The organism is Arthrobacter sp. AG367, from assembly GCF_007828995.1.
Taxonomy (GTDB): Bacteria; Actinomycetota; Actinomycetes; order Actinomycetales; family Micrococcaceae; genus Arthrobacter.
On the sequence record NZ_VIVE01000003.1, the window covers coordinates 167,706 to 181,739 of the forward strand.

Here is a 14,034-nt window from a genome sequence, read left to right on the forward strand (position 1 = left end):
CGGGGACCAATCAATGGCGGCCGGGTGTGATGCACACCACGAACGCACCGGATTCGATTGAGTATGGTCTGCCTGCGGTGCAACCTCAACGCCGATTAGTGCAGAAGGCATCTGCAGGAATGCACATGCGGGGCGCTAGGCCAGGAAGCTGCTCCGGAGCTGGCTGCCCAGCTGCCCGATCTCTGTCAGGAACCCGTCGTGCCCGATCGGCGCCTGGATGACGTGCACGTCCACGTCCCCCGGCAGGGCCTGGGCCAGCTCACGGGACTGCGACGGGAAATACAGCCGGTCCGAATCCACGGCGGCCACGAAGAACCTGGCGGTGGACCTGGCCAGGGTTTCGGCCAGGGTTCCGCGGCCCCGGCAGATGTCATGGCTCATCAGCGCCTCGGTGAGGGCGATATAGCTGTTGGCGTCGAAGCGCTTCACGAGCTTGCTGCCCTGGTGGTCCAGGTAGCTTTCCACCTGGTAGCGGCCGCGGGCGGCCAGAGCCTCACCCTTCAGGGGCGACTCCGGCGCCTGGGGTTCCCGGCCGAAGCGGCCTTCCAGTTCAGCCGCGGACCGGTAGGTGATGTGGGCGATGCGCCGGGCAAGTGCCAGCCCGGCTTCCGGGCAGGGGCCGCCGTAGTAGTCGCCGCCGTTGAAGTGCGGGTCCTGCCGGATGGCCAGGGTCTGGGCCTGCGCGAAGGCGATCTGTTCCGCCGTGCTCGCGGCGCCCACGGAGATGACGGCGCAGCGCTGCACCCGCTCCGGGTAGGTCACTGCCCATTCAAGGGCGCGGGCGCCGCCCATGGATCCGCCCAGGACAGCGAACCAGCTGCTGATGCCCAGCTGGTCAGCCAGCCGGGCCTCTGCCACCGTGCTGTCCCGCAGGGTGACCAGGGGGAAGCGGGAGCCCCAGGGGGCTCCGTCCGGGGCGGCCGACGACGGGCCCGTGGACCCGTAGCAGCCGCCCACGATGTTGACGGACACCACGAAGAACTTGTCCGTGTCCACGGGAGCGCCGGGACCGGCCAATTGTTCCCACCAGCCTTCTTCGTCCGTGTCGCCGCGGGTCACGTGGGTGCTGCCGGTCAGGGCGTGCTCGATCAGGATGGCGTTGCTGGCGTCGGCGTTGAGCGTGCCCCAGGTTTCGTAGGCCAGCGTGACGTCCGGGAGGTATCCCCCGGCTTCAAGTTCCAGCCCTCCGATGGAGGCGTAGCGGACAATTCCGTGTTCGGGGATGGTGGTTCGGGCGACGGTAACCGTCATGGCAAGACCTCTTCTACGCGCTTGCCTGCCGTCGTCTGACCGGCAGGCCAGGTCCTCACCCGGGCACCCCACCGCGGATGGAGGGTTGCCGGCCAGCAAGCCGGGGCTGTCACTGGCACTCATGACCTGGTTCGAGTGTACGAAACACCCCCCGCTCCAGGCCAAGAGTGTGACTGGTTGTGACTTCCCCGCTTGCCGGCCCTCCCGGCCTCAGCCCTGGCGCGCTTTTAGCTCTGGGCGCCTTTGGCAGCGCGGAAACCCGCTTCCAGGTCGGCCAGGATGTCATCGATGTGCTCCAGGCCAACAGAGAGCCGGACCAGTCCCGGATTCACCCCGGCCACCGCTTGCTGCTCCGGCGAGAGCTGGCTGTGGGTGGTCGACGCCGGGTGGATGACCAGGGAGCGGACGTCGCCGATGTTTGCCACGTGGGAGTGCAGCTCCAGGGCGTCGACGAAGCGCTTGCCCGCCTCCGCTCCGCCGGCAAGGTTGAAGGCCACGACGGCGCCCGTTCCCTTGGGCCCGTACTTGCGGCCACGCTCGTACCAGGGGCTGGAGGGCAACCCGGCGTAGGCGACGGATTCGACGTCGTCCCTTCCTTCCAGCCAGCGCGCCACTTCCGTGGCGTTGGCAACGTGGCGTTCCACCCGCAGGCTCAGCGTCTCCAGGCCCTGGGAGATCAGGAAGGCGTTGAAGGGGGAAACCGCCGAGCCAAGGTCGCGCAGCAGCTGGACGCGGGCCTTGAGGATGTAGGAGAGGTTGGCACCCAGCGCACCGTCGGCGCCTAGGTCGCGGGCGTAGACCAGGCCGTTGTAGGTGGGGTCCGGGGTGTTGAAGCCGGGGAACCGTTCAGGGTCCTTGCCGAAGTCGAATTTGCCGGAGTCCACGATCACGCCGGCAATTGCGGAGCCGTGGCCGCCCAGGTATTTGGTGGCGGAGTGGATCACGATGTCCGCACCCCACTCCAGTGGGCGGATCAGGTAGGGCGTGGACAGGGTGTTGTCCACGATCAGTGGCACGCCTGCCTGGTGGGCCACCTCGGAGATGCCTTCGATGTCCAGGACGTCCTGGCGGGGATTGGACACCACTTCACCGAAAAAGAGCTTGGTGTTCGGCTGGATGGCGTCGCGCCACTGGTCCAGGTTGTCGGGATCCTGGACGAAGGTGACCGAGATGCCGAACTTCTTCAGGGTGTGGGCGAACAGGTTGTACGTTCCGCCATAAAGGCTGGGGCTCGCCACAATATGGTCCCCCGCCTCCGCAATGTTCAGCACCGCGAACGTCTCGGCGGCCTGGCCCGAGCTCAGCAGCAAAGCGGCCAGGCCTCCCTCAAGGCTGGCGATCCGCTGTTCGACGGCATCCTGGGTGGGGTTGCCAATCCGGGTGTAGATGGGCGCAAGTTCGGCGAGGGCAAAGCGGTTGGCTGCGCTTTCGGCGCTGGGGAACACGAAGGACGTGGTCTGGTAAATGGGGAGCGCGCGGGCTCCGGTGGCACTGTCGGGCTCCTGGCCTGCATGGATCTGGCGGGTTTCGAAAGACCATCCGTTGGACATCTCAGTCTCCTATGACATGGGCCCGGAATGCGTGGGGCAGTACGGGCCGCGCTTGCTTCCGGCTCTTGCCGGACAGCCAGGTCCTCACCCGGGGCACCCCACCGCGGGTGGAGGGTTGCCGGCCAGCGAGCCGGGGCTTGGCGCTGGCGCTCATGACCTGCGCCCAGTCTAGGAACGGGGTAGTCGCCGTGGACAGCATTGTGACGAACAAGGTCGCCCTGCATGGCTTTCGAGCCGCCACAGGTGGGCCGCCCCGCACCCGGCCGGGGACGCCGCCGTCGTCCTTCTTGCCCATGTTCCCGGCCCTTTTCCCGGCCGCCTTTCCAGTAAGGGTACCCTTAGCTGAGAGCCGGATCACAAAGTGCCAAGATGTTGCCATGCGCATGGATCACGTCTCTTACGCCTGTGAACAAGATGGCCTCGCGGCCACTACCGAACGTATTTCATCTGCCCTCGGCGTTGAGGCAGTGAAGGGCGGGGTGCACCCCCGGTTCGGAACCCGGAATATGATCATCCCGCTCGCCGGGCACAAGTACCTGGAAGTCGTAGAGGTCCTGGACCACCCGGCTTCGGACAAGGCACCGTTCGGACAGGCCGTGCGTGCCCGTTCCGCGGCCGGTGGCGGCTGGATGGGCTGGTGCGTCGAAGTGGACGACCTCGCCCCGTTCGAGGCACGCCTTGGCCGCGCCGCGGTGAACGGCAACCGCAAGTTCCCGGACGGCCGGGAGCTGGTCTGGAAACAGATTGGCATCCTTGGCCTTATCGCCGATCCCCAGGTGCCGTACATGCTCAAGTGGGAAGGCGACCCGGCACTGCACCCGTCCAACGCCTACCCCAGCAACCTTAAGATGAGCTGCCTGACCATCGCCGGCTCCGCGTCCCGCGTGACCGAGTGGCTGGGTGAACCGGTGGAGAAGCCGCTTGAGGACGTTGCGGTGGAGTGGGTCGCCCCGCACGGAACTCCGGGCATCCTGTCGGTCACGTTTGAAACCGCCAACGGAGCCGTCACCATCTGACGCTCCACCCCAGCCTCCCGGAATGTCCGGGAGGGGGTTCGCCGGGCCAGTACCCGGATCAGCTTCGGCCGCCATCAGGTGGTGACAACGGCGTCACTACCCGATGGCGGCCGAATTCATTTAAGTGGCTGCTTCCTACATCGCTGCGATCCAGGTCTGAATGTCGGTGCCTCGCTGGATGATGTGGATATGGGAATCGGCACGGGTGTTGGGGTGGTGTTGGAGGGTGTTTCTGCCTCTGTTGCTGCCCTCGATGCGCTGGACCGTGAGGATCATTTCCTTGCCGCCGGGACCGGTGTTGGTGCTGATGTCGATGTGCTGCAGCGGCGGTATGAACTCCGGCTGGAACGGCTGGAGGCAGTCTCCCGGGTCGAGGCTCAGCTCGCCGCGGTGAAAGCCCTGGACGCGGCAGAAGCGGTCGAGATCCAGCAGGCACTGCTTGCCCCCGACGCCCCGGTGGATGAGCGCATGTTTTCGGAGATGTCCGCGGTGGAGGAGATCGCCGGAGTCCTGACAGTGAGTTCTGGGGCGGCGGGTGCTTTGGTGGAACAATCCCGCCGGGTGTGTTCCCTGCCGCCGCTCCTGGGCGCCCTGTCAGCCGGTGACCTGTCGTGGCAGCATGCCAGGATTGTCGCCGATGAAACCGAGGGGCTCACCCCCGACGGGGCTGCTGCCTTGGTGGCGCACTTCTTCGACCCCGACGCCCCCAACCCCGCCCGCGGCGCCGCGCCCGGTGAACTCGTCCCTGCCCGGTTCCGCGCCAAGGTCCGCGCCTGGCGGGAACGCCACCACCCCGAAACCCTCGAAAAACGCCACGCCAAAGGCGTCGCGGACCGGCGGATGGAATACACCCCCGACCGCGACGGCATGGCCTGGCTCTCGCTCTACCTCCCCGGCGACACCGCCTGCGCCATCTGGAACCGCACCACCGCCACCGCCCGCGGCCTCCAAGGCCCCACCGAAACCCGCACCCTCACCCAACTCCGCCCCGACATCGCAGCAGCACTCCTCCTCGGCACCGGAAACACCACGGCCACGGGTGAGGCTGCTGTGGGTGGGGCTGCACGGGCTACTGGTGATGCTGCGGGAACGGGCGCAGGCAGCGTTTCCGGCACAGGGAGCACTGGTGATGTTGGCAAGGTCCCCACCCCGCGGGCCGATGTCCTGGTCACCGTGCCGGTGTTCTCGCTGCTCGGCCTGACCGATGAGCCGGCGGCGCTGGACGGCCCGGGCCCCATCCCGGCGTCGATGGCACGGAGGCTTGTCGCGGACGGGGCGGAGTCGTTCTACCGCGTCCTGGTCGACCCCCGCGACGGGGCACCCCTGGAGATCGGACGCACCCGCTACCGGCTCCCCGAAACCATCAAACAATGGATCCGCATGCGGGACCGAAAATGCACCTTTCCCGGCTGCACCAACCACACCCCCGACAACCACACCGACCACCTCACCGCCTGGGAACACGGCGGCAGAACAGACATCCGGAACCTGGCGCAGCTATGCCCCAAACATCACCGTTTGAAGCACGCCCGCACCTGGAACCCGGATCCCGCGACGGAACACGGACCGCCCGGCTGGACCTCACCCACCGGCCGCCACTACAACCCCGAACACCAAGACCCCCAACCAACCCACTGGCCGCCAGGAGTAGTGCCGCTTGCCGCCGTTCCAGCCTGGCCGGATCCGGAAATGGAGGAATCCGAAATGGATCCGGAAGTGGAGGAGCTTGAAATGGAGGAACCCGACGGCGACAACCTGCTGGACCCGGAGGACCTTTGCGCTGCTGATGCCCTCTGGGACGACTTCTACGCGAAACCCTTCGTGTTACCACCAGACCCACAAGCAGACTGGCCGTTGCTGCTGACGCTGATGTGACAGCAACAAGCATGGCTGGAGTCGCCAAGGCTGGTGTCCCGGGTCCTACCCCAACCCCATGGCTTTGCCGAACAGGCTGAAGCCAACGAAGGCCACGATATCCAGCAGGGCGTGGGCGATGACCAGTGGCATGACCCGGCGGGTCCGGGTGTACAGCCAGGCAAAGACCACGCCCATCACGGCGTTGCCAATGAAGGGACCAAAGCCTTGGTAGAGGTGGTAGCTGCCGCGCAGCACGGAGCTCGCCGCAATGGCCAGCGGCATGCTCCAGCCGAACTTGCCAAAGCGGTCCAGGAGGTAGCCCACCACAATGACTTCCTCAAGCACGGCGTGCCGCATGGCGGACAGGACGAGGACAGGCACGGTCCACCAATAGGCATCCAGGGCGCTGGGGATGATGGCGGTGGTAATTCCGAGCGCCCGGCCGGCCGCATAGAGACCCAGCGAGGGTATGCCGATCAGTCCAGCCAGTCCGAGGCCCTGGAGCAGATCCCTGCCGGGCCGGGCAAAATTGAACCCCAGTTTCTGAAAGGCAGAGCGGGAGTTGCCCGCCTCGCCCGGCACTGCCTGGCGCTGGTCCGTCAGGAAGTAGAAGACCAGCAGCACGGGCACCAGCGCAAAGATGATGTCCAGCAGCTGATATGTGAGGTCGAAGTATTCGCGGGTGCTCTGGGAGCGGTTCAGGGTGGACGTGCCCTCGGCAAGCGGGGCACGTGTCATCTTGTCCAGCAGCTGCACCACGGAGTAGACAGCCGACTGGCCCAGGGACAGGCCCAGGACGATCCATACTTCGAGCCGAAGGCGACGGCGGGAGGGAACCAGCATGTTCCCATCTTGCCTTCAGTTTCTGGATCCGGCCTGATGGAGCGGCTGGTGTCCGCAGTCACAAGCGGGCAGCGGTGCGCCGCCGGAGGAGCCCGGTGCCGGCAGTTCGGGTCAGGCGGGCGCGACAATCACTTCCGTGCCGTTGGCTTCAAAGGCAGCCTTGTCGCGGGGCGAGATGCCGGCATCGGTGATCAGCCGGGTGAAGTTGTAGCCGTCCATGGTGGCGAAGGCCCGCACGCCCACTTTGGAGGAATCGGCCAGGACGTAGGACACCCTGGCCCTGCTGGCCAGCAGCGCATTGACGGAGGCCTCCCCCTCCCCCGTGTTGGTGGGCCCGACTTCGGGATCGATGCCGTTGACGCCGATGAAGGCGATGTCCAGCACCACCTTCTGCATGATGATGTCCGTATAGGGCCCCACCAGTTCATAGGACCGCGGGTTGAGGATTCCACCGGTCACCATCACCTTGATGTTGGGCCGTACGGCCAACTGGCCCGCGATGTTGATGGCGTTGGTAACCACGGTCAGGGTGGGCTGGTTGGAGGGGGCGTTCAGGTCTTCCCTGGTGGCCAGGATCTGGGCGAGCGCTGTGCTGGTGGTCCCTCCGCACAGGCCGATCACAGCGCCAGGCCGGATCAGCGCCGAGGCGCACTGCGCGATTTGTTCCTTGGCTTCGGCGTGGTCGTCGCGGTTGTAGCGGCCGGGGAGGTCGTAGGCCAGGGCACCGGTGGTGGCGCCGCCGCGGGTACGCGTCAGCAGCCGGCGTTTGGCGAGGCTGTCCAGGTCACGCCGAGCGGTGGCCGGGGATACGTTGAGGGTGCTGACAATCTCGTCGACCTCCACCTGGCCGGTTCTGGCCAGCAGGTCAAGAATCGCGGTCAGCCGGTCAGTGCGCGTCATGCAAGCGGGGCCTTTCCGTACATCAGCCACCACGATCGATGACGTTTCCTGATTATAACTCAAGGAAAACAGTCAGGAACAATCAAAAAACGGTATGGACCTACCGCTCCCTGGCTCCGGACCGCCACACAGCGTACGTCAATGGCATGCCGGGACGGTAAGCGAGATGCGTTGCGGACGGGGCGTTGAGCAGGTGCAGGTCGGCGCGGTGCCCGACGGCGATGGACCCCACGGCGCGTTCACCGTCCGCATCGCGCCCGCTTTCCTTATGCAACGCCAGTGCGCCGCCATAGGTGGCCGCGCGGACGGCCTCATGCACGCTCAGGTGCATCTGGAGGACGGCGGTGGTGACGCAGAATGCCATGGAACTTGTATACGACGTTCCGGGATTGCAGTTGGAAGCGAGCGCCACCTGCACACCGGCGTCGAGAAGCGTGCGGGCTGGGGCCAGCGGCTGGCGGGTTGAGAGGTCGCAGGCCGGGAGGCAGGTGGCCACAGTGCCCCGCTCGCCTGTGCCGGTGGCGGGGTCCCACCCGGACCAGGAAGCCGCAAGGGACTTCACGTCCTGCCCGGCCAGGTAGTTGACGTGGTCCACGCTGGCGGCCGCCATCTCCACGGCAAGCTGCACGCCGGGGCCCTCACCCAGCTGGTTGCCGTGCACGCGCAGGCCCAGTCCGGCGTCGCGGCAGGCCGTCAGCACGCGGCGGGACTGTTCGGCTGTAAACGCGCCCTCCTCGCAGAAAACGTCGGCCCACTGGACGTAGGGGCGGACGGCATCAAGCATCGGTCCGCAGACCAGGTCTGTGTACTCCTCCGGGTCCTGTCCGGCAGGAACCAGGTGGGCGCCCAGGTAGGTCACTTGGTCCGCCACGCCGGCGGCGATACGCGCGCTGCGGGCCTCGTTCCCGATATCCAGGCCGTAGCCGGTCTTCGTTTCCAGGTAAGTAGTCCCCTGCGAGACTGCCTCGGCAACCCGGCCCATGGCCAGGCGGGTGAGGTCAAAATCCGACGTGGCACGCGTGGCGTTCATGGTGACGGCGATGCCTCCGGCAGCGTACGCCTCCCCCGCCATCCGTGCTTCGAATTCCGCGGTACGGTCCCCGGCGAACAGCAGGTGGCTGTGGGAGTCCACCCATCCGGGGAGCATGGCGCGGCCGCCGGCGTCGATGGCTTCGTCCGCCGCCGGGGCCTCGGCCGCGGCGCCGATCCACGAGATCCGTTCGCCCTCGACCACTACCGCCGCGTCCTTCAGGACCCGGTGTTCAAGGTCCTGGGTCATCAGCTCGGCAATATTGGTGATCAGGGTGCTCATTGAACCATTCTTCAGCGTCGGATGGACCAGCGGCTGGCAGCAAGGGCCCGCGCTGTCCGGGATTCCGGACCGTCGGGGGCGGCACCTCCGGATGCTCCCTGGCCGGCGAGGATCTGGTCAGCCGCCAGCTCGGCCATCGCAGCGGAGGTCTGGAAGCCGTAGCCGCCCTGCCCCACGAGCCAGTAGAAGCCGGGGGCTTCGGCATCGAAGCCCGCCACCGGAACCCCGTCGGCGGCCTCAGTGCGCAGGCCGGTCCAGGCGCGGCGGATTTCCGTGATCCCCAGGCTGGTGATGGAGTTCAGCTTTTCCACCAGGCGCTCCACGTCGCCTGGCCGGGGCCGCGCGTCCTCGGGGCCACTGGGCACGGTTTCGGACGGCGAAACCAGGACGTCGTCACCGTCAGGGCGGAAGTAGAAGGTATTGTCCGCGGCCGCCACCATCGGGGTGGCGGCAGGCAGGGGGCGTTCGACGGCGGCAATCGCCGCAGTGCGCCGGTACGGCTGCAGCCCCAGCTTCTCGACGCCGCTGATCACTGCGAGCTCATCAGCCCATGCACCGGCTGCATTGACCAGGACGCCGGCTTCAAAGCCCTCGGCCCCGGCACCTACCTGCCATCCGGAACCCAGCCGTTGCGCGGAATGCACCCGTGCGCCGGTGATGATATCGGCTCCGGCCTCGAGTGCCTGTTTGCGGTGCGTGTCCAGGAGCAGGGGCGCGTTGCAGCCAAACGAGCCAGTATCCAGTCCGGCGGCGGCGAAGGTTCCCGGGAGCAGGGCCGGGCACAGCTCAAGCGCGCGGTCAACGGCGATGGGCTGCATGTGCCCGCTGGATTCCGCGGCAACATCGGCCTCGGAGCCGATCAGCATGAAGCTGCGCGGCGTCAGGACCGGTTCCGGCAGTTCCGCGTCCCGCGCCGCGATCAGTTCCAGGGTCCGGAGCGTGAGTTCCTGCACCACGGGAGGGCCGTAGCTCGGGATCAGCTGCCGGGCGGAGCGGGAGGACGTGTGGTACGCCAGCTCCTGCTCCGCCTCCACCAGTGCCACGCTGCAGCGGCCGGCCAGCGCGGAGGCCAGGGACAGGCCGGCAATGCCGCCGCCCACGATCAGGACATCGTAATGTGCTGCCATCCGTCCATCCTTGCAGAGTTCGTGGCCGGTGGAACTTTCGTCAGGCTGCTGCCTCGACACGGCTGGCGACGAAGGCACGAACGCACGCTTCGACGTCGTCCGCTGAATGGGCGGCGGACAGCTGCACCCGGATCCTCGCGGCACCGCGCGGAACCACGGGGAAGCTGAAGGCAGTGACGAAGACGCCGTGCTGCAGCATCCGGTCGGCAACCTTGGCGGCCATCACGGCATCGCCGAACATCACCGGCACGATGGCGTGTTCGCCGGGCAGCAGGTCGAAGCCCTCCCCGGTCATGCGGCGGCGGAACAGTTCGGCGTTTTCGAAGAGACGGCGGCGCAGGTCGGCCGAGTTTTCCACCAGGTCCAGAGCCTTGAGGGTGGCGGCCACAATGGCGGGAGCCACCGAGTTGGAGAACAGGTAGGGGCGCGCCTTCTGCCGCAGCATGGCAATGATCTCCCTGCGGCCGGACACGTAGCCGCCTGACGCCCCGCCCAGGGCCTTGCCGAAGGTGCCGGTGTAGATGTCCACGCGGGAGGACACGCCGGCGTGTTCGGGGGTGCCCGCGCCGGTGGCGCCCATGAAGCCCACGGCGTGGGAGTCGTCCACCATCACCAGGGCGCCGTACTTTTCGGCGAGGTCGCAGATGGCCTCCAGCGGAGCCAGGTAGCCGTCCATTGAAAACACGCCGTCGGTGACGATGATCTTCCGGCGGGCGTCCTGCGCCTCCTGCAGGCGGGCCTCGAGCTCGGCCATGTCCTGGTTGGCGTAGCGATAGCGGCGCGCCTTGCACAGCCGGATGCCGTCGATGATGGAAGCGTGGTTGAGGGCGTCCGAAATGACCGCATCCTCCGACCCGAAGAGGGATTCGAAGACGCCGCCATTGGCGTCAAAGCAGCTTGAGAACAGGATGGTGTCCTCGGTGCCCAGGAAAGCGGAAACCCTGGCCTCAAGTTTGAGGTGCAGGTCCTGGGTTCCGCAGATGAAACGGACACTGGCCATGCCGAAGCCGCGCTCATCCATGGCGGCCTTGGCGGCATTGATGATGTCCGGGTGGTCGGCCAGGCCCAGGTAATTGTTGGCGCAGAAGTTCAGCACGTCGGCACCCGGCGCGCCGATCTGTCCGGCGGTGATGTGGCTGGACTGCGGCGAGCTGATGCTGCGTTCGGTCTTGTAGAGCCCGGCGGTGCGGATTTCCTCCAGCTCGTCGCGAAGCTGGTCCTTGATGGAGGTGTACATGGGTTTCCTTACAGTCGGGTCCAGTCGAGGACTACTTTGCCGCCCACGCCGCTGCGGGCAATGTCGAAGCCCTTCTCCCAGTCCGTGGCGGGCAGCGTGTCCGTGACCACGGCGGAGATGCCCGCATGGAGCACGGGGTTGGATGAGAGCATGGCGCTCATGGCGTACCAGGTTTCGTACATCTCCCGGCCATAGATGCCCTTCAGGGTCAGCATGTGGGTGACCACCTTGCCCCAGTCGATGATGATTTCCTGGCTGGGCAGCCCCAGCATGGCGATCCGGCCGCCGTGGTTCATGTTGTCGATCATCTCAGGCAGGGCGGAGGGGTGGCCGGACATTTCCATTCCGACGTCGAAGCCTTCGCGCATGCCGAGCTCGCGCTGGGCGTCGCGGACCCGCGTGGTGGAGACGTCGATGGCGAGGTCGGCCCCGAGCTGCCGGGCCAGGTCCAGCCGGGGCCGGGAGACGTCGGTGATGGCGATCTTGCGGGCTCCGGCGTGGCGGGCGACGGCGACTGCCATCAGGCCAATGGGGCCGGCCCCGGTGATGAGGACGTCCTCCCCCACCAGCGGGAAGCTCAGTGCGGTGTGCACGGCGTTGCCGAAGGGGTCGAAGATGGCGCCAAGTTCGGGCGTGACGGAGGGGTCGTGGTGGACCCACGCGTTGGTCTCGGGGATCACCACGTACTCGGCGAAAGCCCCGTCCCGCTGGACCCCCACGCTGACCGTGTGGATGCACATCTGGCGGCGTCCTGCGCGGCAGTTCCGGCAAATGCCGCACACCACGTGGCCTTCCCCGGAGACCCTGTCGCCAACCTTGACTTCGCGGACGTCTTCGCCCACCTCCACCACTTCGCCGTAGAACTCGTGGCCGGCGATGAGGGGCGCTTCGATGATCCCCTGGGCCCAGGAGTCCCAGGACTGGATGTGCAGGTCCGTGCCGCAGATCCCGGTGGTCATAACCCGGATCTTCACGTCCGCCGGACCGGCCTCCGGCTCGGGCCTGTCGACGAGTTCGAATCCGGCCTGCGGGCCGGGCTTGTACAGGGCCTTCATTGGCGTCCTTACTTCTTGGCATTCAGATCTGAGGTCTTGTCCTCCTCATTGAAGCCTCGGCAAAGCGTTAGCACAACAGGAATTTTCTCAATCGACGATTTAGGAATTTCTAATGATTAGACTGGCGGGGTGGAGATACATCAGCTGGAGATCCTGCGTGAACTGGGCGCCCTGGGGAGCGTGAAGGCCGTAGCAGACACCCTCATGGTGACCCCGTCTGCGGTCTCGCAGCAACTGGCCCACCTGCAGCGCACAGTCGAGGTGCCGCTGACACGCAAGGAGGGCCGGAACCTGGTGCTCACGGAAGCCGGCCAAGTGCTCGCCGACGCAGGCGCCGCCGTCGTCAGCGCCATGGCCGACGCCCGCGGAGCCCTGGGCACCTACCACCACTCGCCGGCCGGCCGGGTGACGCTCAGCGGCTTCCACAGTGCCGGGCAGGCGCTGTTCGCGCCGCTGGCACGCATGCTGGACCGGCCGGAACACCCCCGGATCGAACTGTCCGATGAGGATGTTGCCCAGCAGGACTTCCCTGCCCTCACCGCCCGGTACGACCTGGTCCTGGCGCACCGCATGGACCACAGTCCCCGCTGGCCCGCGGAACGCGTGGCCGTGATCCCGCTGGCGCACGAGCCCCTGGACGTGGCACTGCCCGCCGGCCACCCGTTGGCCCAAAAAAGTACGGTCACGGCGGACGACGTCGGCGCCGAGGCCTGGGTGACCAGCCACCCCGGCTACTCCCCCGCCGATGTCCTGTCTGCCGTCGCTGCCGTGTCCAGCCGGGAGCCAAACATCGTCCACCGCATCAACGACTACTTCACGGTGGCGGCGCTCGTGGCCGCGGGCGGCGTGGTGGGGCTGCTGCCCAGGTATACGGCAGGGCCGGTCCTGAACCCGGGCATTGTGCTGCGTCCCCTGGAAGGCATCAGCACGCGCCGCAGGATAGACCTGCTGGCCAGGCCGGAAAACCTGAAACGGCGGGCGGTGGTGATGGTCTGCGAGGCGCTGGAGGACATCATGGCCGGGCTGGTGCGGCAGGGCTGACCTGGGCTCAACCCGCGCTGGAGGGGCAGCTCAAGGGGCAACCGGACGCTATGCCCCTTCGTCGTCCTGGTGGTTCCCGTTGCCCATCTTGTGTCCAAGGCCGTGGCCGCGTCCCAATCCAAGGCCAGGCCCGTCACCGGCACCCTTCACGATCCGTTTGGCTGCTGCCTTGTCCCCGTCCTTGGTGCCGGAGATGCGTACTGTGTCCCCGGCGGCGATGTCTGCGGTGGTTCCGTCCGTCGGCTTAAGCCGCTTGCCGTCGTCGCCTGTTGGAAACATGGTGATCCTGGTATCGGCGTTGACGGCGTAGGTCTGGGAGTAGCCGTCCTCGCTTTTGACGGTGATGGCCGAATCGCTGACCGATTCCACCGTCCCGCGCTGTTCCAGGACGGTCTGGAAGGTGCCGTCGGCGTTCTTGACCACGCCCTCGCCGTGGAGTGCCTGCGGACGCTGGGCCTTCTTGTCCTGCTTGTCCTGCTGGTCCTTCTTGTCCTGCTGGCCGGGTGCAGTGTCTTTGCCGGGCGCAGTGTCTTTGCCTGGTGCCGTTTGCGAGGGCGACGGCGTCGGCGTGCCCGTGGCGGACCACGCCAGGGCCGTCCCTGTACCCGTCAACGCCAGTGCCACTGCCCCGGCAAGCAATGCCTTGCGCGCCCTCATCGGTTCCCTTGCCACCATGGTTGTTCCTCCCGCACGCCGCCGGGGCACCAGCGCCCCGTGGGCTCAAGTGTAAGTCCGCCGCGGACGCGCAGCCACGGGTACTTTCAGCCGTCGGCACCTGAGTACTTAAAGCCCAACTGGGTCGCAGTTAATGTCGTTGTCAGCGTTCAAAACGACATCTGCTGCGA

At 66.8% G+C, this 14,034-nt stretch carries 12 protein-coding genes and 2 riboswitches; of the genes, 3 read left to right on the forward strand and 9 right to left on the reverse strand.

From position 1 onward, the window contains the following. Positions 1–135: 135 nt before the first annotated feature. Together FB478_RS10600 and FB478_RS10605 are read right to left on the reverse strand one after the other, a co-directional pair. Entirely contained in the window at positions 136–1,251 is a 1,116-nt protein-coding gene (locus FB478_RS10600) for a homoserine O-acetyltransferase (RefSeq protein ID WP_144600399.1), read from the reverse strand. Positions 1,252–1,263: 12 nt separating this feature from the next. Next, a riboswitch (SAM riboswitch) is annotated at positions 1,264–1,378 on the reverse strand. Positions 1,379–1,478: 100 nt separating this feature from the next. Continuing rightward, on the reverse strand, positions 1,479–2,801 hold the full coding sequence (locus tag FB478_RS10605) for a bifunctional o-acetylhomoserine/o-acetylserine sulfhydrylase (RefSeq protein ID WP_144600401.1): 1,323 nt from the start codon (positions 2,799–2,801) through the stop codon (positions 1,479–1,481). A gap of 43 nt (positions 2,802–2,844) precedes the next feature. Beyond that, positions 2,845–2,959, reverse strand: a riboswitch (SAM riboswitch). A gap of 225 nt (positions 2,960–3,184) precedes the next feature. On the opposite strand from FB478_RS10605, the gene FB478_RS10610 reads away from it, so the two are divergent. Together FB478_RS10610 and FB478_RS10615 are read left to right on the forward strand one after the other, a co-directional pair. Further along, a complete protein-coding gene (locus FB478_RS10610; protein ID WP_261377395.1) occupies positions 3,185–3,817 on the forward strand; it encodes a VOC family protein in 633 nt (210 codons plus the stop codon). A 189-nt stretch (positions 3,818–4,006) separates the two neighbouring features. Then, positions 4,007–5,692 (forward strand): HNH endonuclease signature motif containing protein, encoded by a 1,686-nt coding sequence (locus FB478_RS10615; RefSeq protein ID WP_144600403.1) that lies wholly within the window; start codon positions 4,007–4,009, stop codon positions 5,690–5,692. Positions 5,693–5,737: 45 nt separating this feature from the next. Here FB478_RS10615 and FB478_RS10620 read toward each other — a convergent pair whose 3' ends face one another. From FB478_RS10620 to tdh, 6 genes are all read right to left on the reverse strand, one after another. Beyond that, a complete protein-coding gene (locus FB478_RS10620; RefSeq protein WP_144600405.1) occupies positions 5,738–6,517 on the reverse strand; it encodes a CPBP family intramembrane glutamic endopeptidase in 780 nt (259 codons plus the stop codon). A gap of 111 nt (positions 6,518–6,628) precedes the next feature. Further along, entirely contained in the window at positions 6,629–7,417 is a 789-nt protein-coding gene (locus tag FB478_RS10625; RefSeq protein WP_018771901.1) for a DeoR/GlpR family DNA-binding transcription regulator, read from the reverse strand. Positions 7,418–7,517: 100 nt separating this feature from the next. Continuing rightward, the gene (gene hutI, locus FB478_RS10630) at positions 7,518–8,729 is read right to left on the reverse strand and encodes an imidazolonepropionase (RefSeq protein ID WP_144600407.1); all 1,212 of its coding nucleotides are present in this window, start codon (positions 8,727–8,729) and stop codon (positions 7,518–7,520) included. A gap of 11 nt (positions 8,730–8,740) precedes the next feature. After that, positions 8,741–9,856: an FAD-binding oxidoreductase gene (locus tag FB478_RS10635; protein ID WP_144600409.1), complete on the reverse strand. Its 1,116-nt coding sequence runs from the start codon at positions 9,854–9,856 to the stop codon at positions 8,741–8,743. Positions 9,857–9,896: 40 nt separating this feature from the next. Next, positions 9,897–11,093, reverse strand: coding sequence for a glycine C-acetyltransferase (locus FB478_RS10640; RefSeq protein ID WP_144600411.1), 1,197 nt, complete (start codon positions 11,091–11,093; stop codon positions 9,897–9,899). 8 nt (positions 11,094–11,101) lie between these two features. Continuing rightward, entirely contained in the window at positions 11,102–12,148 is a 1,047-nt protein-coding gene (tdh, locus tag FB478_RS10645) for an L-threonine 3-dehydrogenase (protein ID WP_134164499.1), read from the reverse strand. Positions 12,149–12,277: 129 nt separating this feature from the next. Here tdh and FB478_RS10650 point away from each other — a divergent pair, with 129 nt between their 5' ends. Further along, complete coding sequence (locus FB478_RS10650; protein WP_144600414.1) at positions 12,278–13,189, forward strand: LysR family transcriptional regulator; 912 nt, start codon at positions 12,278–12,280, stop codon at positions 13,187–13,189. Positions 13,190–13,237: 48 nt separating this feature from the next. Here the strand turns inward: FB478_RS10650 and FB478_RS10655 are convergent, their stop codons facing one another. After that, positions 13,238–13,864 carry a DUF5666 domain-containing protein gene (locus FB478_RS10655; protein WP_144600416.1) on the reverse strand — a complete coding sequence of 209 codons (627 nt, stop codon included), beginning with the start codon at positions 13,862–13,864 and terminating at the stop codon, positions 13,238–13,240. Between the last annotated feature and the right edge of the window lie 170 nt (positions 13,865–14,034).